The organism is Streptomyces sp. 8L (assembly GCF_020176795.1).
GTDB lineage: Bacteria > Actinomycetota > Actinomycetes > Streptomycetales > Streptomycetaceae > Streptomyces.
This window is the reverse complement of record NZ_JAIUKE010000077.1, coordinates 17,533-38,199: the sequence shown is the minus strand read 5'-3', so window position 1 is coordinate 38,199 and position 20,667 is coordinate 17,533. Positions and strand designations below refer to the sequence as shown.

22 protein-coding genes are annotated in these 20,667 nt (G+C 70.7%); 17 read left to right on the top strand and 5 right to left on the bottom strand.

Annotated features, from left to right (window positions below):
- A partial coding sequence (locus LCE31_RS08345; RefSeq protein WP_225013366.1) for a hypothetical protein occupies nucleotides 1–182 on the bottom strand: 182 nt, incomplete at its 3' end.
- 495 nt (nucleotides 183–677) lie between these two features.
- Here LCE31_RS08345 and LCE31_RS08340 point away from each other — a divergent pair.
- The 15 genes from LCE31_RS08340 (at nucleotide 678) to LCE31_RS08270 (ending at nucleotide 14,371) form a co-directional block, all read left to right on the top strand.
- Nucleotides 678–1,970 (top strand): SidA/IucD/PvdA family monooxygenase, encoded by a 1,293-nt coding sequence (locus LCE31_RS08340; RefSeq protein WP_308042229.1) that lies wholly within the window; start codon nucleotides 678–680, stop codon nucleotides 1,968–1,970.
- A gap of 56 nt (nucleotides 1,971–2,026) precedes the next feature.
- Complete coding sequence (locus tag LCE31_RS08335) at nucleotides 2,027–2,443, top strand: cupin domain-containing protein (protein WP_225013370.1); 417 nt, start codon at nucleotides 2,027–2,029, stop codon at nucleotides 2,441–2,443.
- On the top strand, nucleotides 2,440–4,023 hold the full coding sequence (locus LCE31_RS08330; RefSeq protein WP_225013365.1) for a class I tRNA ligase family protein: 1,584 nt from the start codon (nucleotides 2,440–2,442) through the stop codon (nucleotides 4,021–4,023). The genes LCE31_RS08335 and LCE31_RS08330 overlap by 4 nt, the downstream gene beginning before the upstream one ends.
- A 74-nt stretch (nucleotides 4,024–4,097) precedes the next feature.
- On the top strand, nucleotides 4,098–5,345 hold the full coding sequence (locus tag LCE31_RS08325) for an ATP-grasp domain-containing protein (protein ID WP_225013364.1): 1,248 nt from the start codon (nucleotides 4,098–4,100) through the stop codon (nucleotides 5,343–5,345).
- Nucleotides 5,342–5,719: a hypothetical protein gene (locus LCE31_RS08320; protein WP_225013363.1), complete on the top strand. Its 378-nt coding sequence runs from the start codon at nucleotides 5,342–5,344 to the stop codon at nucleotides 5,717–5,719. Before LCE31_RS08325 ends, LCE31_RS08320 begins: the two co-directional genes overlap by 4 nt.
- The gene (locus tag LCE31_RS08315; protein ID WP_225013362.1) at nucleotides 5,716–7,554 is read left to right on the top strand and encodes an ABC transporter substrate-binding protein; all 1,839 of its coding nucleotides are present in this window, start codon (nucleotides 5,716–5,718) and stop codon (nucleotides 7,552–7,554) included. Before LCE31_RS08320 ends, LCE31_RS08315 begins: the two co-directional genes overlap by 4 nt.
- On the top strand, nucleotides 7,551–8,585 hold the full coding sequence (locus LCE31_RS40800) for a 3-oxoacyl-ACP synthase III family protein (RefSeq protein WP_225013361.1): 1,035 nt from the start codon (nucleotides 7,551–7,553) through the stop codon (nucleotides 8,583–8,585). Before LCE31_RS08315 ends, LCE31_RS40800 begins: the two co-directional genes overlap by 4 nt.
- Nucleotides 8,585–10,450: an HAD-IIIC family phosphatase gene (locus tag LCE31_RS08305; protein ID WP_225013360.1), complete on the top strand. Its 1,866-nt coding sequence runs from the start codon at nucleotides 8,585–8,587 to the stop codon at nucleotides 10,448–10,450. The genes LCE31_RS40800 and LCE31_RS08305 overlap by 1 nt, the downstream gene beginning before the upstream one ends.
- Complete coding sequence (locus LCE31_RS08300) at nucleotides 10,447–10,701, top strand: acyl carrier protein (protein WP_225013359.1); 255 nt, start codon at nucleotides 10,447–10,449, stop codon at nucleotides 10,699–10,701. Before LCE31_RS08305 ends, LCE31_RS08300 begins: the two co-directional genes overlap by 4 nt.
- Before the next feature lie 39 nt (nucleotides 10,702–10,740).
- Nucleotides 10,741–11,076 carry an NIPSNAP family protein gene (locus LCE31_RS08295; RefSeq protein ID WP_225013358.1) on the top strand — a complete coding sequence of 112 codons (336 nt, stop codon included), beginning with the start codon at nucleotides 10,741–10,743 and terminating at the stop codon, nucleotides 11,074–11,076.
- The gene (gene ddaH, locus LCE31_RS08290) at nucleotides 11,073–11,897 is read left to right on the top strand and encodes a dimethylargininase (RefSeq protein ID WP_225013357.1); all 825 of its coding nucleotides are present in this window, start codon (nucleotides 11,073–11,075) and stop codon (nucleotides 11,895–11,897) included. Before LCE31_RS08295 ends, ddaH begins: the two co-directional genes overlap by 4 nt.
- 14 nt (nucleotides 11,898–11,911) lie before the next feature.
- Nucleotides 11,912–12,280 (top strand): MmcQ/YjbR family DNA-binding protein, encoded by a 369-nt coding sequence (locus tag LCE31_RS08285; protein WP_225013356.1) that lies wholly within the window; start codon nucleotides 11,912–11,914, stop codon nucleotides 12,278–12,280.
- Nucleotides 12,273–12,605, top strand: a complete 333-nt coding sequence (locus LCE31_RS08280; RefSeq protein ID WP_374118440.1) for a cupin domain-containing protein — start codon at nucleotides 12,273–12,275, stop codon at nucleotides 12,603–12,605. Before LCE31_RS08285 ends, LCE31_RS08280 begins: the two co-directional genes overlap by 8 nt.
- Nucleotides 12,606–12,892: 287 nt before the next feature.
- Nucleotides 12,893–13,126 (top strand): ferredoxin, encoded by a 234-nt coding sequence (locus LCE31_RS08275; protein WP_225013355.1) that lies wholly within the window; start codon nucleotides 12,893–12,895, stop codon nucleotides 13,124–13,126.
- A 12-nt stretch (nucleotides 13,127–13,138) separates the two neighbouring features.
- Nucleotides 13,139–14,371: a cytochrome P450 family protein gene (locus LCE31_RS08270; protein WP_225013354.1), complete on the top strand. Its 1,233-nt coding sequence runs from the start codon at nucleotides 13,139–13,141 to the stop codon at nucleotides 14,369–14,371.
- A 196-nt stretch (nucleotides 14,372–14,567) separates the two neighbouring features.
- On the opposite strand, the gene LCE31_RS08265 is transcribed toward LCE31_RS08270, so the two are convergent.
- From LCE31_RS08265 to LCE31_RS08250, 4 genes are all read right to left on the bottom strand, one after another.
- Nucleotides 14,568–15,053, bottom strand: a complete 486-nt coding sequence (locus tag LCE31_RS08265; RefSeq protein WP_225013353.1) for a hypothetical protein — start codon at nucleotides 15,051–15,053, stop codon at nucleotides 14,568–14,570.
- A gap of 58 nt (nucleotides 15,054–15,111) precedes the next feature.
- Complete coding sequence (locus tag LCE31_RS08260) at nucleotides 15,112–15,708, bottom strand: HD domain-containing protein (RefSeq protein ID WP_225013352.1); 597 nt, start codon at nucleotides 15,706–15,708, stop codon at nucleotides 15,112–15,114.
- A 318-nt stretch (nucleotides 15,709–16,026) separates the two neighbouring features.
- On the bottom strand, nucleotides 16,027–17,256 hold the full coding sequence (locus LCE31_RS08255; protein ID WP_225013351.1) for a metal-dependent hydrolase family protein: 1,230 nt from the start codon (nucleotides 17,254–17,256) through the stop codon (nucleotides 16,027–16,029).
- Nucleotides 17,257–17,304: 48 nt separating this feature from the next.
- Nucleotides 17,305–18,360: a GlxA family transcriptional regulator gene (locus LCE31_RS08250; protein ID WP_225013350.1), complete on the bottom strand. Its 1,056-nt coding sequence runs from the start codon at nucleotides 18,358–18,360 to the stop codon at nucleotides 17,305–17,307.
- A gap of 70 nt (nucleotides 18,361–18,430) precedes the next feature.
- On the opposite strand from LCE31_RS08250, the gene LCE31_RS08245 reads away from it, so the two are divergent.
- Both LCE31_RS08245 and LCE31_RS08240 read left to right on the top strand, forming a co-directional pair.
- On the top strand, nucleotides 18,431–19,750 hold the full coding sequence (locus LCE31_RS08245; protein ID WP_225013349.1) for an APC family permease: 1,320 nt from the start codon (nucleotides 18,431–18,433) through the stop codon (nucleotides 19,748–19,750).
- Nucleotides 19,747–20,445, top strand: a complete 699-nt coding sequence (locus tag LCE31_RS08240; protein ID WP_225013348.1) for a hypothetical protein — start codon at nucleotides 19,747–19,749, stop codon at nucleotides 20,443–20,445. Before LCE31_RS08245 ends, LCE31_RS08240 begins: the two co-directional genes overlap by 4 nt.
- Nucleotides 20,446–20,667: the final 222 nt, after the last annotated feature.

The following is a 20,667-nucleotide window of genomic DNA, read 5'->3' as shown; positions in this document are numbered from 1 at the left end:
GGGACGGAGACGGGGGCAGGGACGGCGACGCGGGCGGGGACGGCGGTGAGGCCGTGGCCGGCGTGCTCGCACCGATCCTGCGCGACAGGCGGCTGGTGCTTCTCGTCCTCGGCGGCGGGCTGCTGAGCATCACCTTCACCTGGTGGGAGGCCGACGGCCTCGTGCTGCTGCGCCCCCTGCACCCCCTGAGCACCACCGTCTACGCGGCCCTGTTCGCCGTCGACGCCGTGGCCACCGTCCTGTTCCAGATACCGGTCAGCCGCTGGGCCCGCGGCCGCCCCACCGGCCGGCTGCTGCTCCTCGGCGCCGCGCTCCAGGGCGTGGGCCTCGCGGGCCTCGCCGCGGGCGGGGGGGGGGGCCCCCCCCCCGGCCCCGCCGGGCGGCGGGGGGCGGGGGCGCCCCCGGGGGGGGGGGCCGCCCCCCCCCGGGGGGCGCCCCCCGCCCCCGCCCCCCGCGGCCCCCGCCCGACGATCGAACCCGAATTCAGAGACCTTTTCTGTGCAGCGGGAAAATCTATGGCTAGCATTCTTCACGGTCGCCGCCCGATCGAAGGTTCGGCGCCTTTCCTGCCTGTCGATCTCCGGACGTGTGTGAGCCGTCCTGCGGACTTCGATATGAGCCGACATGCCCACGCGGAAGTGCGGGGCAAGTGATCTGTCATCTCGCCCGATAGGAGAATGATCCTGGTGTCGAAGAAAGTGGAAGTGCTCGCCCTGGGCGCCGGACCGGCGAATCTCGCGCTCGGTGTGGCGATGGAAGAGATGGCCGCCGACGAACTGGCGGAACACACGGTCATCGCCGAAGCCCACGGAAGTGTCGCCTGGCAGCGCGGCATGCTGCTGCCGTGGACGCAGAGTCAGGTCTCCTTTCTCAAGGACCTGGTGACGCTGCGCAATCCGCGAAGCAGGTTCTCGTTCGTCAACTACCTGCATTCCGTCGGCCGGCTGGACGAGTTCATCAACCTGGGAACGTTCACGCCCTATCGCCAGGAGATCTCGAATTACCTGAGCTGGGTCGCCGAATCGCTGAGCAGCGTACGGATCGCCTACGGGAAGCGGGCCACGGAGGTCTATCCCAGGCGTACGCGGGGCGGACGGGTAGAAGGCTGGGAGACCCGGTTCACCGACGGCACCACGACCGAGTCCCGCGACGTGGTGATCGGCATCGGGCGCGAGGCGCTGATCCCGGACGCGCTGGCGGATCTTCCGGACGACCGGGTGTTCCACAGCGGCCAGTACACCGAGCGCATCGCGGGCGTCGACCCCGCGTCCGTGCGGCGCATCGTCGTGGTCGGCGGGGCACAGAGCGCCGCCGAGCTGGTGTGGGCCGCGCACCAGGGGTTCCCGTCCGCCGAGACGACGATGATCATGCGTTCCATCGGGCTGAAGAACTACGAGTCCAGCAAGTTCACGAACGAGATCTTCTACCCCTCGTTCATCGACGAGTTCCACGAAGCCGGCCCCGAGGCCAGACGGCAGCTGCTCGGCGAGATGCACCTGAGCAACTACGGCGGCCTGGCGCCTGCGATGCTCGACACGCTCTACCGCCAGCGCTATCTGGAGCGGCTGAGCGGGCAGGAGCGGCTCCGGCTGCTGACCATGACCGACATCTCCGCTGCCCGGCTCGACGGCGACGAAGTGGTGCTGTCGCTGACGAACCGCCGCACCGGGCTCGCCGAAGAGCTGCGCTGCGACCTGATCCTGCTCGGCACCGGCTTCCGGGGAACGATGCCGACGCTGGTCCGGAACCTGGCCCGGGAGCTGGGCCTCAAGGACATCACCGTCGACCGCGGCTACCGGCTCCACGTACCCGACCGCGACGGCGCCTCCTGCTACCTCCAGGGCGTCAACGAGGCCACGCACGGCATCGCGGACTCGTTGCTGAGCGTGCTGGCCAGCCGGTCGGGCGACATCGTCGGCGGCATGCTGGCCGACCGCCGCAAGGCGCCGGCGCTGGTCGACCTCGCCTGAAGCCCCGTCACCCCCACACGTGAGCAGTTGACTTCGAACGGAGAGTTACCGTGCCGATGGAGATACGCCCGCTGCTGCGGGACCGGCTGAAGACCGACAACCAGCTGCGCGCCCAGCGCCTGGTGCCCTGGCCCCTGCTCAACGCCCCCTTCGAGGGGTCCTGGTGTGTGGCGGCACCGGGAGTGTCGTCGGGCGCCCACGGCCACCACGAGTACGAGATCTGGATCGCGCTCAGTGGCGCGGCGGAGATCATCACGGAGGGCGAGCGCGTTCCGTTCGTCGCCGGAGACATCATCCACTTCACCCCGGAGACCGTGCACCAGCTGGTGAATGATTCCTCCGAGGACTTCGAGATGTACTCGATCTGGTGGGACGCCGACCTCGCGGGCTCGTTCGCCGAACGGCACCGCACCGAGCCGAGCGCCGCCGGGGCCGCCTCGCCGGACGCCGAGACCGGGAGCCGGTCCGCATGACCGTGCGCCGCCGACCGCGCATCGTCGTGCCGGCCACCCCGACCCCCAACGGCGACCTGCACGTCGGCCATATGGCCGGCCCCTATCTCGCGGCGGACATCTACGCCCGCGCGCTGCGCGCACAGGGCGAGGACGTCACCCTCACCACCATCACGGACAACAACCAGAGCTATGTGGTCACCACGGCCGCACGGCTCGGCCTGACGCCCGAGCGGCTGTGCGAGCGCTCGACGTCCGAGATCGAGACGTCCCTCGCCGCACTCGGCGTCGAGCTGACCGCCCCGGCCGGCCGCTGCCTGCCGCCCGTCGGCGACGGGTACAGGGACGCGGTCACCGGCTTCGTCACCGCGCTGCGGGACTCCGGTCGGCTGCGGGCCCGTACGGTCGCCCTGCCGTACGCCGAGACCAGCGGGGTGTTCCTGTACGACGGCCTGCTCAGCGGCGTCTGCCCGCACTGCGAGGGGCAGAGCGCGGGCGGGGTGTGCGAGGACTGCGGACACCCCAACAACTTCGCCGAGCTGACGCAGCCGCGGTACTCCGCGCACCCGGACGAGCCGGTGGTGCTGCGGGAGCGGAGAATCCTGGTGCTGCCGATGGAGGAGCACCGCCCGGCGATCGAGGCACGGATCGAGGAGGCCGCCGCGCGCTGGAGGCCTCGCCCCCTCGCTCTGATGCGGCAGTTGCTCGACGGCCCGCTGCCCGAGATCCCGGTGACCTTCCCCGGACGCTGGGGGACCGCCGCACCGTTCGAGGACTTCGCGGACCAGATCGTCTATCCGTGGGTCGAGGCGATGCCCGCCTCCATGTACGCCACCTGGTGGGCGCACGGCGGCCCCGAGGACCTCCCGTACGACGAGTTCTGGCGAAGCGGCCGGGAGACCGAACTGGTCTATTTCCACGGCTTCGACAACGTGTACCACTGGGCGCTGATGGACCTGGCGCTGCTGCTGGCGCACGGCGAGCGCTACATCACGCCCAGCGCCAGTGTGTGCAACGAGTTCTACGAGCTGCGGCACGAGAAGTTCTCCACGAGCCGCGGCCACCTCGTCCGGGCGGCCGAACTCGTCGCCCACTGCCCGCGGGACGTGGCGCGATTCCATCTGGCGCTGACCTGTCCCGAGCGGGAACGCACCAACTTCGATCCCGCGGAGCTCGCCGCGGGCCGGCTCACCGGCCCCTGGAACGAGCTCGCCGGCCTGCTGGACACGGTGCTGGCCGGCTGCGACTGGGAGGAGCCGATGCCGGTGACCGAGGCGGGCCGTGCGGCCGACGCGGCCTTCGCCGGGGCCGTCAGCGGCTGCTTCGAGCTGGAGACCTTCAGCCTGGTCGAGGCGGCGCGTCTCATCGTGGCCAGGGCCACGGAGCTCTGCGGCGACAGCGCCGTCGCGAGCGAGCCGGGCGACCTCCTGCTCGCCGTCCGCACCCTGCTGGCCTGGGCGGCTCCCATCCTGGTCGACACGGCCGCCAAAGCCGCGGCCGACGGCGTCGAACTGACGCCCGCACCGGGCCGTATCGAGAAGATCATGCCGTTCCGGCTGCCGAGGCTGGTCGAGGCGGGGACCGCGGACGAAGGCCTCTGACGCCGACTGCCGCGGCCCGCGATGCGGGCACGGGCGTTCACCACCGCGTTCACTCACAAGGCCTGGAGGGCTCAGTGAAGCTGCTCACCATCGAGACAATCCAGTATCTGTCCTACTACATATCCCGGTATCGCCAGGTCGAGGACATGGGGGTCGACCTCTACGTCCTCAACGGCGAGGGGACCGAGGACTTCTGGCCCGAGGAGCGCTACCGCCTCGCGGGCAGCAGGGACATCGGCCGAATCCTCGAGATCGCCCGGGACTGGCACAAGACGGAACAGTTCGACGGCGTCATCACCTTCTCGGAATCCGCCGTGATCACCGCGGCGGCGGTGGCCGAGGAACTGGGCCTGCCCGGCATCGGGGTGGAGGCGGCGAAGACCTCACGCAACAAGTACCTGATGCGCCAGGCGCACCAGCGGGCCGCCGCGCCGCACCCCTCGTTCCGCTACGTCGCGACACTGGACGAGGCGCACGCGGCGGGCGAGGAGTTCGGCTATCCGGTGGTCCTCAAACCGACCATGGGCGCCGGCAGCCACTTCGTCTTCCGTATCGACACACCCGAGGAGATGACCGACCGCTTCCGCCAGGCGGCCGCCGGCATCGAGTCGATGTTCTGGGCCCGCTCCGAGGTCGCGGGCCTCGACCTCGGCCCCCAGGGGTTGCTCGTCGAGTCCTACCTCGACGGCCGCGAATATCTGATGGAGGCCCTGGCCTGGGACGACGAGGTCTACCTCGGCTCGGTCGTCGACCGCATCACCGACGAGGGGGCCACGTTCGACGACGACATCCACCACGGCCCCACCTCGCTCGCCCCGGACGACCTCAAGGCCGTGCACGACGTGGTGCGCGCCGGTATGCGGGCGCAGGGGCTGCGCCGCAGCGTCGCCCACGCGGAGGTCCGCTTCCACCAGGGCAAGCCCTACCTGCTGGAGATCGCAGCCCGGGTGGGCGGCGGCGGACTCGACGAGATCGCCCGGCTGACGGCCGACTACGACCCGATCCGGGCGGTGCGGGACATCGGCCTCGGCGTCAAGCCGAAGGTGCGCCACTACCAGCCGACCGGCGTGCACATCACCGCGATGTGCCTGATCTGCGACGCGGGTGTGGTGCGCGAAGTCCACGTCCCCGAGGAGGTCAGCTCCTCCGACCGGGTCTTCCTGCTGAAGATCACCGCAGCTCCCGGCGACAAGATCCTGCGGCCCCCCGAGGGCAACACCATCTTCGGCTTCCTGGGCACGACCGGCGACTCGCTTCAGGACGCGCGCGCCACGATGAACGATTTCGCCGAACGGATCACCGTCACCTTGGAGCCGAAGTGATCGACTACGACGGAAAGCGGTTCAGGCCGCTGGGCGCGGACGAGGGTGAGTCCGGCCGGACCGCCGTGTACCACCAGAGCGGCGACCTGTTGTGGGGGGAGTTCTCCGGCGGCGACGCGCGCCGGGGCACCCTGACCGGCGTCTGCGGCCCCGACGGGGCCCTGGACTTCGCCTACTGCGTGGTGCTCACCGACGGCGCCGTGGTCAGCGGCGCCTGCCGCTCCACGCCCGAACTCCTCGGTGACGGCAGGGTCAGGCTGACCGAGCACTGGCAGCGCTTCGGCGAGAACGCGGACAGCGGCCAGGGCCTGCTTGAGGAGATCCCGTCCACGGCCGCAGGCAGCCGCGGACCCGAGAAGGAGGCCGAGCGGTGACCCGGACGACGAGGACGGCCGAGACGGCGCGTACGGACACCGGCCAGGGCGCCGGCGGGGCGAAGCCCCGACGCGGCGGCACCGTGACCTGGGCCTGCGCCCCCGGGTTCCCGCCCGCGGTGATCTTCCCGTTCACCCCCGCCGAACGCATGGGCACCCGCAACATCCTGGAGTTCCAGGCGCTCATGTACAGCACGCTGTACTACTTCGGCAGCGACGGCCGCCCCGAGGTGGACTACGCGAGGAGCATCGGCGAGCCCCCGCGGTGGAGCGAGGACGGCCGGACGGTCACCATCACCGTGAAGCCCTGGAAGTGGTCCAACGGCGAGACGCTGAGCGCCGACAACGTGCTGTTCTGGGTCAACCTGATGAAGGTGAAGGGTGACCGCTACGGCGAGTACGTCCCCGGCTACTTCCCCGACAACCTGACCGACTACGGCAAGGTGGAGGGCCGCGAGGACCAGGTCTACTTCACCTTCGACCGCGCGTACTCCAAGCGCTGGGTGCTGATGAACCAGCTCAGCACCATCACCCCGCTGCCGAAGGCCTGGGACCGCACCGCCGAGGGCCCGGCCAACGCGTCGGGCGACCTTGCCGACGTGGAGGCCGTCTACGCCTACCTCATGGCCGAGCAGGGCGACATCCTGGACGAGGGCAACGCGGCCCGCAGCCGGTGGGCGGACAGCCCGATCTGGTCCGTCGTCAGCGGGCCCTGGCGGCTGAAGAGCTACACGCTGGACGGTGTGGTGACCTTCGTACCCAACGAGCACTTCTCCGGACCCAACAAGCCCTATCTGGACGAGTTCCGGCAGATTCCCACGGTGTCGGACGAGCAGCAGTACGAGATGCTGCGCCGCGGCCCGCGCGGCGAGGGCGCCATCCAGGTCGGCTACCTGCCGCTCAGCTTCGCGAACGAGCCCGCGGAGAGCCCGGAGAAGGGCGGTCCCAACCCCCTTGAGCACTACCGGCTCGTTCCGCAGACGGCCTACTGCATCCGCTACATATCGCTCAACTACAACAATCCGACCGTCCGGGGCCGTCTGTTCGACCAGCCGTACTTCCGGCAGGCGGTGCAGATGTGCCTCGACCAGGACTCGGCCGTACGGGAGATCTACCAGGGCTACGCCTACCGGCAGAACGGCCCGGTGCCCATGCTTCCGAAGACCGATCTGGTCTCGCCGCGGCAGCGTGAGGGCGCCTGGCCGCTGCCCTTCGATCCCGACCGCGCCCGCCGGCTCCTTGAGGACAACGGCTGGGACACGAGCGTCACGCCCGCCGTGTGCGTACGGCCGGGCAACGGGCCCGGCGAGGCCGGCGAGGGAATCCCCGCGGGCACGGAACTCACTTTCCTGCTGCGCTACGTGGAGGGGCGCCCCGCCCTGACGCGGCTGATGGAGCAGCTACGGGAGGACGCGGGCAAGGCCGGCATCGACGTCCGGCTCCAGGAGGTGTACGGATCGGTCCTGGTGGCCGAGGACGCGCCCTGCGAGGCCGGCCCCGACTGCCTGTGGGAGGCCTGCTGCTGGAACGGCGGCTGGGTCTTCCACCAGCCGACCGGCGAGATCCTCTTCAGCGCCGGCGCGGGCGGCAATTTCGGCCACTACAGCGACCCGGAGGCCGACCGGCTCATTGACGCCTCGGTGACGAGCGACGATCCTCAGGCCCTCTACGCCTACCAGGACTACATCGCCGAGCAGGCCCCGGTGATCTTCACGCCCAACTTCCCCATCAGGCTCTTCGAAGTCTCCGAAGACCTGCACGGATTCGGGCCCGTCAACCCGTTCGGGATGATCAATCCTGAGAACTGGCACTACCTCGAAGGCGGTAATCAGTGACCGGCCAGCCTGTCGACTTCGGAATCGCCGCCCTGGGATACGCCTTCGGCGACGAACAAGACGTGAGCACCAGCACCCTCAAGGAATTCGTCGACGACCCCGAGCGTGTGCACCGGTGGGGCTACGAGGCCTTCCACCGCGCCGCGCCGGATGTGACCGGCACCCACCTGGCGGCCGAGGCCGGCCGGATCGCACTGGAGCGGGCCCAGCTCGCCCCTGACGACGTGGACCAGGTGGTCCTGGCCGTGTCCGACGTACCCGAGTACCTGAACTGGGACGCCAGCGCCGCACTGGCGCGCGAACTGAAGATCCGCCTCAAGCCGTCCCTGCTGCTGAGCGAGGGCTGCGTCAGCGGAGTCACCGGAATCGGAGACGCGGCGGGCCTGTTCGCCGTCCACCCGCGCCTCGACAACATCCTGTTCGTGGCCGTCAACAGGGTCAGCGAGTACCACCGCAACCGCATGCGGGTCAACAACTCGATCCACAGTGACGGTGCCTCCGCGGCCGTCCTGCGCCGGGGCCACCCGGCGGGCCGGTGGCTGGCCACGGAGCAGTTCACCGACCCGGACGTCGCCGACTGGTTCCGGTCCGACTACGGCGGCGCCACGGCCCCCGTGGCCCCGGAGAACTGGAGCGTGCGAACCGGCGCCAACGGTCTTGAGCGGGTGCAGGAGCACTTCCGCACCGACCCCAAGGGGCTGCGTGACTTCGTCGGCGGACTCAACCGGCGCCTCGTCGAGGTGACGGACCTGGCCTGCGCGAGTGCGGGCGTGGACCGCGCCGACATCACCAAACTCATCCATCTCAACGACAACCAGGGCTCGTTCGAGGAGATCGCCGAGGCGTTCGACGTGCCGGTCGGCCGGACGAACGCGGACCTCGCGAAGCTCCACGGGCACATGGGAGCGGCGGATCACCTCGCCACGCTGGCCATGCTGACCGAGAGCGGCGAGCTCGTGTCCGGCGACCTGGCGGCGCTGATCGGCATCTCGATCGGCATGCGCTGGTACTGCACACTGGTGAGGGTCTGATGTCCGAACTGATCGACGCCCTGCGCGCGGCCGTCGCCGAAGGGCGAGCGCCTGCCCCGGCCTTGCGCGCGGAGCTGGCCCGCGGCGACGACCCGGCAGTGCTGCGCCGGGCCGGACGCGCCCTGGCCGGCCTCAAGGACCCGGCCGGCGAACTGCGCCCGGTGAGCGTGGCGGTGGTGGCCGCCTGCACGGTGGGACCGTACGAGACGCTGCTGCGGGCCCGCCTCGTCGGTGCGGGGGCTCTGCCCGCCATCAGCGCGGCTCCCTACGGGGCCTTCGACCTCACACTGGCCACCGGCGGCATCGACAGCGGGTCCGACCTCGTCGCCTGTCTGCTGGACGCGGACTACTTCCTTCCCGCGGACCTCGACTTCGCCGCGCCCGAGTCCGCCGAGGAACACCTGAGGGACCGGTTGCGGCACCTGCGCGCGCTGGCGGAGGCCGCTCTCAGTAAAAACACCGCCACGGTGGTGCTCCACACCGTCCCCCTTCCCGGCACCGTCAGCGACACGGTGCTCAGCCTCCGGGCCCGCGGCCGGCTGAGCCGGCTGTGGTACGAACTCAACGCCGGCCTGCTGGAGATGGCGGAGACGAGCGACGGCAGAATCCAGGTGATCGACCTGGTGGGCCTCCTCGCCGACCGGGGCGTCGCGGCCAGGGACGAACGGCTGCACGCCTACGCCGACCTGCCGTACACCGATGGCGCCCTGCTGCTGCTGGCCGACGGCCTGCGCCGGATCGCCCAGGCGCGCGCCGGGCTGTCCCGGAAGGTGCTGGCCGTCGACCTCGACAACACGCTGTGGGGCGGTGTGCTCGGCGAGGTGGGGGCCGAGGGCGTCGTACTGGGCGGCCTGTATCCGGGGAAGTCCTACCTGGCGCTCCAGCGGACCGTGCGAGCGCTGCGGGACCAGGGTGTGATCCTCGTCCTCGCCAGCAAGAACGACGCGGATGCCGTGACGGCCGCACTCACCGAGCACCCCGATGTGCTGCTGCGGCCCGAGGCGTTCTCCTTCACGGCGGTCAACTGGAGTTCCAAGGGCGCCAATCTCGCCGAGGCGGCCGAGACCCTCGGGCTGGGCACCCAGTCGATGGTCTTCATGGACGACTCGCCGTTCGAGCGCGGCGAGGTGGAGGCGCTGCTGCCCGAAGTCACCCTGATCGACGCCGGCGGCGACCCCGCGTATCTGTCCGCGTCCCTGGTCCGCGGCGGGCTCTTCGACGTCACCGAGCTCACCGGCACCGACCGCAAGCGTCCCGAGCTCTACCGCGCGCGCGGCCTGCGCAAGGATTTCTCGGGTTCCTTCGCCTCGCCCGAGGAGTACCTCTCGGCCCTGGAGATCCGGGTGACGGTGGAGGCCGCCACCCCGTTCAACGTCCCCAGGATCGTTCAACTCGGCGCTCGTACCAACCAGTTCAACCTGACGGGGCTACGCTTCGACGCGGCGGAGACCAAGGCCATGATCGCCGGTCAGAACCATCTGGTGGCCGCGATCTCCGCACGCGACCGGTTCGGCGACGAGGGAATCGTCGGCGCGGTGTGGGTCGAACAGGCGCCGGACGCCTGGCATGTGCTCAACCTGGTGCTGAGCTGCCGGGTCCTGGGCCGTGGCGTGGAGTTCGCCATCGCGGGGCTGCTGGCCGAGCTGGCACGGGAGGTCGGCGCCGCACGGCTGACCGGCGCCTTCACACCGTCGCCCAAGAACGCGGTGGCGGCGGGCTTCTGGGAGAAGGCCGGGTTCGAGGCCGAGGGGGAGGGGCGGTTCGTCTTCGTCCCCGGGCAGAGCCCCGATCCCACTCCGTCCTGGATCGTCCTCGACGGGTCGGTGCGCGAGGGCCGGAACACAACAGCGGAGGGAACCACGTGAACAACGCCAAGACCGCGGAGGAGATCGGCGAGACGGTACTGGGGGTCGTCAGTGACGTCCTCGGCTGCCCGGTGGCCGAGCTGCGGGAGCAGCCGGTGCTCGCCGCGCACGACTGGGACAGCCTGGCCTCTCTCGAAGCGCTCGCGCAGCTGGAGAGCGGCTTCCATGTCCGGCTGGAACTACGGGAGTTCCACACCGCGCGGACCGTCGACGACATGACGGCACTGGTCGCCAAAGCGCTGGAGCACTGAGATCCGGCCCCGCCGGACACCCGAAGCCAAGGAGTTGACATGAGTGTGCTCGAAATGCGGCTGTTCACGGTACAGCCGGGCCGGCGTGCGGAGTTCGCACGGGTCAGCGAGGAGGGAACGGTCCCGATGATGCGCCGCTTCGGCATCACGGTGGTCGCGTACGGCTCCTCGCCGAACAACGACGACGGCTACTACCTGCTGCGGGCCTTCGACTCCGAGGAAGACCGCGTCTCGGTGCAGGAGCGCTTCTACGCCAGTACCGAGTGGGTGGAGAACTACGACAAGGCTGTCATGGACATGATCGCCGCGTACCAGACCGCCGTCCTCGGGTCGCCCGCCGACCTGCGGAGCGCTCTCCAGGGACTCGACCGATGAGCGGCCGGACGCCGGCCGCGCCCGTCGCCACCCCGCGCCGCCTGCTGATGTGCCGCCCCCAGTACTTCGACGTCTCGTACTCCATCAACCCCTGGATGGACCCGGGCAAGCCCGTGGACACCACCCTGGCGTTGCTGCAGTGGGAGTACCTGCGTGATCTGTACGTCAGGCTCGGCCACACCGTGGAACTCATCGAACCCCTGCGCGGACTGCCCGACATGGTGTTCGCCGCCAACGGGGCCACGGTCGTCGACGGCAAGGTGCTCGGAGCGCGCTTCAGACACGTGGAACGCACCGCCGAGGGCCCGGCCTACCTGGAGTGGTTCCTGCGCCACGGCTACCAGGACGTCCTGTGGCCCGACGCGGTCAACGAGGGCGAGGGCGACTACCTCGTGGTGGGGCGCAAGATCCTGGCCGGCACGGGCTTTCGCACCGACCCCAGGTCGCACGCCGAGGCACAGGAGTTCTTCGGCCTGCCGGTCGTCGGACTCCAGCTCGTCGACCCGAACTTCTACCACCTGGACACCGCCCTGTCCGTCCTGGCGGAGGATCAGATCATGTACTACCCCGGTGCGTTCTCGCCCGGAAGCCTCGCGGTCCTGCGTACGATGTTCCCCGACGCGATCGAGGCGAGCGAGAGCGACGCCGGTGTGTTCGGCCTCAACGCCTTCTCGGACGGATACAACGTGGTGCTGCCGCAGGCCGCCGCCGGCCTGATCGAGGCGCTGAAGGCCCGCGGATTCCATCCCGTGGGAGTGGATCTGGCCGAACTGCTCAGGGCAGGCGGTAGCGTCAAGTGCTGCACCCTGGAGCTCCGTTAGAGGAAGGCCGGCCGATGGCCACCGCAGAGGACGTCCGGCGCGTGGCCATCGGCCTGCCCAGGACGGAAGAGGCACTGGTACGCGACCAGGTGAAGTTCAGGGTCGGAAGACTCGTGTACATCGCCCTGTCCCGGGACGAGCGGTCCATGGGCTTCGCGTTCCCGCGCGAGGAGCGTGCCGCGCTACTGGCGGCCGACCCCGACAGGTTCTTCGGCCCCGTCCCCTCCGACGAGCGGTTCAACTGGGTGCGCGTACGGCTCGACCGGCTGGACGAGGCGGAACTGACCGAACTTGTCGTGGACGCCTGGTCCATGGTCGCCCCGAAACGGCTCGCGGCCCCCTACCAGGAGCGGCTGCGGCAGAGAGGGGCACACGATGAGTGAAGAGCAGGCGTACGACCTTTCCGTACTGGCCGCCCAGCAGGACCAGAAGGGCGAGCGGTACATGGAGTTCCTGCGCGTCGAGGACATGAGCGCGGGGCTGTACGTGCTGCCCGCGGGCGGTACCGATCCGCAGACCCCGCACGCGGAGGACGAGCTCTACCACGTCCTCGCGGGCCGGGCCGTACTGCGGATCGGCACGCGGGAGCAGCCCGTCGAGGCCGGCTCCGTCGTCTACGTGCCCGCGCGGGTGGACCACCGGTTCCACTCCGTCACCGAGGATCTGCGCGTCCTGGTCCTCTTCGCGCCGAGCGAGAGCCAGGCCTGAGGCCGGGCCAGGTCTGAGGCCGGGCCAGGTCTGAGGCCGCGGGCCCGGAGCGTTCAAGTGCCAGGACTCCGCGTCTGAACGCCCGGGCGCCGAGTGAACGTTGCCCACGGGACACAGGGCTGCTTCCCTGGCACATGGAATTCCGCGGTCCGAGGCCTTCGGGCCTGCCATCCTGAATTCTTTGAGGATGCCCGGGGGAGTCCCCGTGTGCGGACTCCCACAGGAGAAACCCTTCGTGCTCGAAATTCCTTTGTACTGTCGATCACCTGAAAGGGGAGTGACAGAGGATGCCTTCCGAGAAGCGCTGGCGCATCACCGTGGACGAAACCGCCTGCATCGGCTCGGGCGTGTGTGTGGGTGACAGGCCCGACCGGTTCCAGCTGGTCCACGGGACCTCGCAGCCGGTCGAGGGCGAGATAGACGCCGACGACGAAATACTGGCCGTCGCGGATTCATGTCCGCGTGAGGCAATCCAAGTGGTGGAGATATCCACCGGAACAGTTCTCGCGCCAGTCGACTGAGAGGGCTGCATCATGCAGAGTCCGGGTTCCGAGGCCGAGGTCCTCGAAGAGATACCCGCCGATTTCGTCCAGGATTCCTACACGCTCTACGCGCGACTGCGTGAAGAGGGCCCGCCGCGCAAAGTGCTCATGCCGCACGGCGTCAAGGTCTGGCTGGTGACCCGCTACGACGACGTACGCCAGCTCCTGGCCGACGAACGCGTCAGCAAGGACGGCCGGCGGATCAACGAGATGTTCGCGCGGCACTCGCCGACTCCCACCGAGGCCCCGGCCCAGGTGGACAACGACATCGCCGCGCACATGCTCAACAGCGACCCGCCCAACCACGCCCGGTTGCGCCGGCTGGTCGGCAAGGCCTTCACGGAGCGCCGTACCAAGGCGCTGCGGCCCCGGATCGAGGCGATCACCGACGAGTTGCTCGACCGCCTGGCCGAGGCCGACGAGGCCGACCTCGTGGAGCAGTTCGCCGCCCCGCTCACCATCACCGTCCTCGCCGAGCTGCTCGGCGTACCCCCCGAGAACAGGGCTGTCTTCCGGAGCTGGACCAGCACCCTGGTCGGCGCCAACCACACCGAGGAGGAAGTCGCCTCCGCGTCGGCCGCGGTGACCCGCTTCACCGAGGACCTGATCGACGCGAAGACCGCCCAACCGGGTGACGACATGTTCAGCGCCCTGGTGGAAGCCAGCGAGGGAGGCGACCGGCTCACCAGGTCCGAACTCGTCGCGATGGTCTTCCTCCTGGTGGTGGCGGGCCACGACACCACGCTCAGCATGATCGGCAACGCCGTGCACAGCCTGCTGCGCAACCAGGAACAACTGGCTCGGCTGCGGTCCGATCCCACACTGCTGCCCGGCGCCGTGGAGGAACTCCTGCGCTTCGAAGGCCCCGTGGCGTTGGCGACCTTCCGGTTCACCACCGACGACATACCGCTGAACGGTGTGACGATCCCCGGCGGTGAGATCGTCGTGGTGGCCCTCGGCTCGGCGAACCGGGACGCCGAGAAGTTCGAGAACCCGGACGCGCTGGACATCACCCGGAAGATCAGTGGCAACCTGGCCTTCGGCCACGGCATCCACTACTGCGCCGGGGCGCCGCTCGGCAGGCTGCAGGTGGAGATCGCGCTCGGCCGGCTGCTGGAGCGCTACCCCGACCTGTCCTTCGCCGTCGACCCCGGCAAGCTGCAGTGGAAGGCGAGCACCATCATGCACGGCCTGGAAACACTGCCCGTGCGGCTGGGCGCCTGAGAGGGCGGCCCGCGGGACATCGCCGACGGGTGGTGGCCGCACGGTCCCCGGGGCCGTGCGGCGGACGGGAGCGAGCCGCTCCCGTCCTGACACCGCCCGTCGCACCCGTGTCACGGGCCCGCGCCGCGACGTCGTGTCCGGCCCGGTGCGCGCGCGTACACACGTACCCGCGTACGCACCGGGCCGGGCGGCCGGGTCAGGCGGTCCGGCTGAAGTCCATGTACCAGTTGGTTTCCCAGTCCCCGTCGGCCGTGGCGAACGCCTGCTCCCAGCGGGCGGTGTCCTCGGTGATCCGCGACCAGATGAAGCGGCACGCCACGGTGGCACCCTCGTGGATCTCCTTGCCGTTGAACTCCCCGGTGCCGTCCGTCCCGAACCGTCCGACGATGGGTGGTGACAGGCGACCGGTCGAGCTGCTCACCCAGTTGAGCGACCACTCGTCGCGCTCAGGGTCGTAGAGCCGCAGCGTCAGGCCGGCGAAGCCCTTCGTGGGAAAGACGATCTCGTCCAGGTTGGCCCCGCCCTCGAACAAGGTGCCCCGGCAGACGGCGGTCGCCGGGAACTCGTCCCACTCCGTGCTGCCGGACAGCGGTCTGCTCAGCCTGCGGTTGGCCACGCTCCACGTGCCGATCAGGAAGTCGAAGGCTCCGGCCCCTCGCGGGCGGGCGTCGGCGTCGGTCATGAGGTCTGTCTCCCGGTGGGTGGCGGTGTCTTGGGCTCAAGGACGGGAACGCGTCGGGTCACGGGGGCGGGGTGGCGTCGAGCCGGGCGCGGAGCAGCCCGCCGGGCCAGGAGTGCTCGGGTGCCTTCTCCGGTTTGCGCAGGGCCTGGGAGACGACCGCGTCGGTCAGTTCCCGTTCGATGTCCAGCCGCGGGTAGGCGCGTTCCGTCTCCGCGACGAGCTGGGAGTGGTCCGCGCCAGGCCCCTGGAAATCGGCCAGGACACCGAGCCGGGTCAACAGGGAGAGCGGGCCCCTGCGTTCGGCGATGTGCGGAGAGGTGTGCAGGGCGATGGCCTCCCACACCTGGTCGATCTCGGCGCTCCCCACGCCCTGCGCGGCGAGCAGCTCCGCCGCCGCGTCGGCCCCCTCGACCTCGAATCGGGACGGCCCGTCATGGGCGTCGGCCGTCCCCAGGTCGTGCAGGACGCAGGCGTAGAACAGCAGGTCGGCATCGAAATCGGCGCCTGCCCGCATCCCGCGCTTCTCACCGGCCAGCAGAGCCCACACGTAGGTACGGAAGCTGTGGTTCGCGATCGCCGGACGTTCCAGGGCGACGACTGCCTCCCGTGCTCTGAGGGCGCCTGAATGCTGGGGGAGGGCAGGCAATCCGATCATGGCCTCACCCTAGCCCGGACGCCCGGGATATCCAGTGTGTCCGGCATGCTCGGCGCATTTCCGTTCTCCCACACGCCGAGTTCCTCACGAAGTGCCCCCAATTTCGGCTGTCGCGGCGCCGAATTCAGGACAGTGTCGGCCGAATCGATGGACATCGCGGCCGGCGCCGGGCCTTGGGGAGCGCTCCGGTGGGGACGCCCGGGGCCGGGCACGGCGCACGCGGGCGGGCCCCATGCGCCGTGGTACGCGTGCCGGCCGCCGGCGGCGGGCGACCGGTGGGGCACCGGCCGGCGGAGTCGGTCTGTGCCGCGCGTCAGGTCACTTGACCCTGCGGCCGGCCTTCCACACCCCGGTGATCCGGTCGGGCTCGGCCAGCACACCGATGTCGGTGAGCGGATCGTCGTCGAGCGTGATGACGTCGGCGTCGTACCCGGCGACGAGCTGCCCCGAGCGGGGCGCCTGCGGGCCGAGGGTCCTGGGCCCGAGGGCGGTGCCCGCCTCGATGGCCTCCAGGGGCGACAGGCCCAGCTTCACCAGCAGCGGGAACTCCCGGCCGTTGCGCCCCCAGGAATCTTGGAGGTCCGTGCCGGTCAGCGCGACGTCGGTGCCCGCGGCTATGGTGACGCCCCGCTCGTGCGCGATCGCGACCGCCTCCGCGTGCCGGTCCGCGGTCTCGTGGAGCTTCTTCAGGGCGAAGGGGGGCAGCACGTGTCCGTTGTCGAGCAGTTCCTGGAAGATGGTCCGGGTCGTGACGAGGATCGCGCCCCGCTCGCGCATCGCGTCGGCGGCCTCCTCGTCGATGAAGGTCCCGTGCTCGATGGTCGTGACCCCCGCTTCCAGCGCCGCCATGATGCCCGGCTTGCCGTGGCAGTGTGCCGCGACGATCCGGTCCGCCATGCCCGCCACCTCGACGATCGCCTTCATCTCGGCGAAGGTGAACTGCTGGTGGATGGGGTGGTCCACCTCGGAGAGCACTCCGCCGGAGGCGCAGATCTTGATGAGCCTGGCATTGCGCCGTAACTGCTCACGGGCCGCCACCGCGCACTCCACGGGGCCGTCGCACAGCCGGAGTTCGCCCCCCAGGTGGGCGAAGTCGGCTATCCAGGACACGGGATAGCTGTGCAGGTCGCCGTGTCCGCCGGTGGCCGACAGTGTGGAGCCCGCCGCGTACACGGAGGGCCCCTCGACCGTGCCCTCCTCGATCGCCCGCGCCAGGTGGATGCCGAGGCCGCCGACCTCCCGTACCGAAGTGAACCCGGCCCGCAGCGCGGTGCGCAGGTCCGTGGTGATCCTGGCGGCCCGCAGGGCGATCGGCTCCTGGGCCATGAGGGTCATGTCGGAGTCGCGCAGGCCCATGAAATGGCCGTGGCAGTCCCACAGACCCGGCATGACCGTGTCGGCGGCGGTGACCACCGCCCCCGGGGTCGGCGGCGCGTCCGCGGCGGCTCCGGCGTAGGTGATCGTCTCGCCGTCGAGGACGACGACCGCGTCCCGCAGAGGAGTTCCGGAACCCGGTATCAGCTGATGTGCTTCTATGCGTTGCACCATGCGGGGAAGGCAACCAAAAGTTGCCCGGGGGAGCAATGGCGGCCCTGTTCAAGGGACTTCCACTTCCACTTCCATGGTGTGCGGAGCCTGTCCCGGACCTCTCTCCTCCCGCCCGCTCTCCCCGCGGCCGTCCGGCCGCCGTCCGGCCGCGCGGTGCCGGAAGACGTGGCGGTAGGTCTGCGGGGAAACCCCCACCAGCCTGCCGAAGTGGTGGCGGAGATTGGTCGCGGAGCCGAACCCGGTGCGCTGCGAGATGTTCTCCACGGGATCGTCCGTCGTCTCCAGGAGCTCCTGGGCGAGCCGCACGCGCTCCTGGAGCAGCCACTGCAAGGGCGTGGTGCCCAGGGCGTCGCGGAAGCGCCGGGCGAACGTGCGTTCCCCCAGCCGGGCTTCCCTGGCGAGCTGGGGAACGCTGAGAGGCTCGTGCATATGGTCTCTGGCCCAGTCCAGGACCGGTGCGAGGGAGGGGTCGCGCTCGGCCTGCACCAGCGGTTTGGCGTACTGCGTCTGCCCGCCCTCGCGGTGCGGCGGTACGACCATGCGGCGGGCCACCTCGTTGGCGATGGCGGAGCCGTGGTCCCTGCGTACCAGGTGCAGGCACAGGTCGATGGCGGAACCGGTGCCGGCCGAGGTCAGGATGGAACTGTCCTCGGTGTAGAGGGCTGTCGGGTCGAAGTCGACCGCGGGGAAGCGCTGGGCGAAGTCGACCGCGTTCATCCAGTGTGTCGTGGCCCTGCGCCCGTCCAGCAGCCCCGCCGCGGCCAGCACGTAGGCGCCGGAGCACAGGGACACGATCCGCCGGCCCAGCCGGTGTGCCTCGCGTACGGCTTCGAGCAGCTCGGCGGGCGGCGAGGCCTGGACCGACCGGCTGCACGCGGCCACCACCACGGTGTCCGCCTCGGGCAGATCGTCGAGGCTGTAGGGAGCGGGCACGACGAGTCCGGCCGCCGTACGCACCGGCTCGGGCTCGCCCGCGCACAGCCGTAACTCGTACCAGGGGTCCGCCAGATCGCTGCGGTCGATACCGAACACCTCGCAAGGAACCGCCAGCTCGAAGGTAGGAGCAGCGTCCGTCACCGCAAGAGCCACCACGTGTCGTCGCATGGCAGAAATTTAGCGTGCCCTGTCGTATTCGACACTTGTCGATCTCGGCGCATATCGGAAGACTTTCGGTATGAGCGAAACGAGGAGTGCGGGCCAGGGCGGTGGCCGTCTCACGGTCTTACAGGGGACGGCGCTGTACGTGGGTGCCGTGCTGGGCACGGGCGTCATCGCGCTGCCCGCGCTGGCGGCCCAGGTGGCGGGCCCCGCGTCTCTGGTGGCCTGGCTGGGACTCGTGGTCGTGTCCGCGCCGCTGGCTGCCGTGTTCGCCGCGCTCGGAGCGCGGCACCCGGACGCGGGCGGCGTGTCGACGTACGCGCGGCTGGCTTTCGGGGAGCGCGCGGCGGCCGTGGTGGGATGGTGCTTCTACCTGGCGGTGCCGCCCGGGGCGTCCGCCGCGGCCCTGTTCGCCGGTGCGTACGTGTCGGGCGCGGTGGGGGGCGGGGGCGTCACGACCGCCGTCACGGCCGTGGTGCTGATGGCTGTGGTGGTGGTGTCCAACGTGGTCGGCCTGCGCGTCGCGGGGTGGTTGCAGCTCGCGCTGGCCGGACTGTTGGTGGTGGTGCTGGTGGTCGCCGTGACGTTGGCGCTGCCGCACGCGAGCACCGCGAACCTGCGGCCGTTCGCACCGCACGGCTGGCTGGCGATCGGCCCGGCGGCGGCGCTGCTGGTGTGGAGCTTCGCGGGCTGGGAGGCGATCACCCATCTGGCGGGCGAGTTCCGCTCCCCGTCGCGCGACCTGCCGAGGGCGACCGGTGCGGCGGTGGTGATCGTGGGCGTGCTGTACCTGCTGGTCGCCTTCTCCGTGATCGCGGTGCTCGGGGCGAGCGCGGCGCACGACGAGGCGCCGCTCGGCGCGCTGATGGCCAGGGGGCTGGGCGGCGGCGCGAGGACGGCTGCGGCGGTGGCCGCGGTCCTGCTGACGCTGGGGACGATGAACGCCTATGTGGCCGGTGCCTCCAAACTCGGCGCCGCCCTCGGCCGCGACGGGGCGCTTCCCGCATGGATGTCGCGCGGCAGCCTCGTCGGCGAGGTGCCAAGGCGCAGCCTCGCCGTGGTGTCCTGCCTGGCCTTCGCGACGCTGGTCGCGGTCGTCGCGAGCGGCGGCGGCACCCAGCCCCTGGTCCTGCTGACGACGGGGTCGTTCGTCACGGTGTACGCGGTGGGGACGGCGGCCGCTCTGCGGCTGCTCCCCCGCGGCCCGGCGCGCACCGCGGCCTGGGCGGCGCTGGCCGCCGTCCTCGTCCTGCTGGTCATGTCGGGCAGGTACCTGCTGTGGCCGCTCGCGGTCAGCTGTGCCGCGCTGCTGTATCTGCGGTTCCGCAAGCGAAAGCCGCCGGCGGCGGTGCCGGTGAACGCATCGACGTCCGAGCGCTCGGAGCTGCTCCCATGAGACCCCGTCTGACGCTCGTGCCGTCCCACCCCGACCAGATGGCGCCCGACCTGGAGCAGCTGCGCACCGCGGTGGCCGCCTTCAAGGCCGTCTCGCCGGCCGTGTCCAGTTCCGTGGCCGACGAGACGAGCCGGGAGATGGACCTGTCGGGGCGCGAGGACCGGGTCGCGATGCTGCGCTGGCTCAACTCGTGGGGGTGTCGCATCCGCTACAGCCGGCTCGGCGAGCCGGACCTCTTCGACATCGGCATCCGTGACTGGTCGGCCCGCTGGAGCGCCGCGATGGTGGGCACCACGGCCAGGATGTCGGAGCTGACCGACGAGGAGATCGCGACGGCGGGCGAGTGCTACGCGGACCTGGTGACCCTGCCCATCGGCATCCCGGGAAGGCCTCGCTCGCTCGGCGCCACAGCGGCGTCCAAGCTGCTGCACCGGTTGCGCCCGCACGCGTTCATGCCCTGGGACGAGGCCATCGCCAGGCAGCTGCACGGTGCGAGGGACCACTGCGCGTACATGGCCCATCAGCGCCTCGGCCGCGCGTGGGCGCGCCGGCTGCTCGCAGAGACCGATCTGGACGAGAGGGGCCTGGCCGCTGCGGTCGACGCCGAGGACCGGACGCTGCCGAAGCTGCTGGACGACTACTGCTACATCAGATACACCCGCGGAGACGATCTGACGCCGCCGCGGGTGAACTGACGGGCCATGGCGGACGAAGGCGACGCCCGCGAGCCCGGGACCGCCTCTCCTGTCCCGCCCAGGTGTGCGGCGGACCCGCGCCCGGCCGGAGGCGCTCGGCGGGAGGCCCCGGGGGGGGGGGGGGGGGGGGGGGCGGGGGGCGGGCGGCGGGGGGGGGGGCGGGCGCGCGGGCGGGGGGGCCGGGGGGGGGCGGGGGCGGGGGGGGGGGGGGCGGCGGGGGGG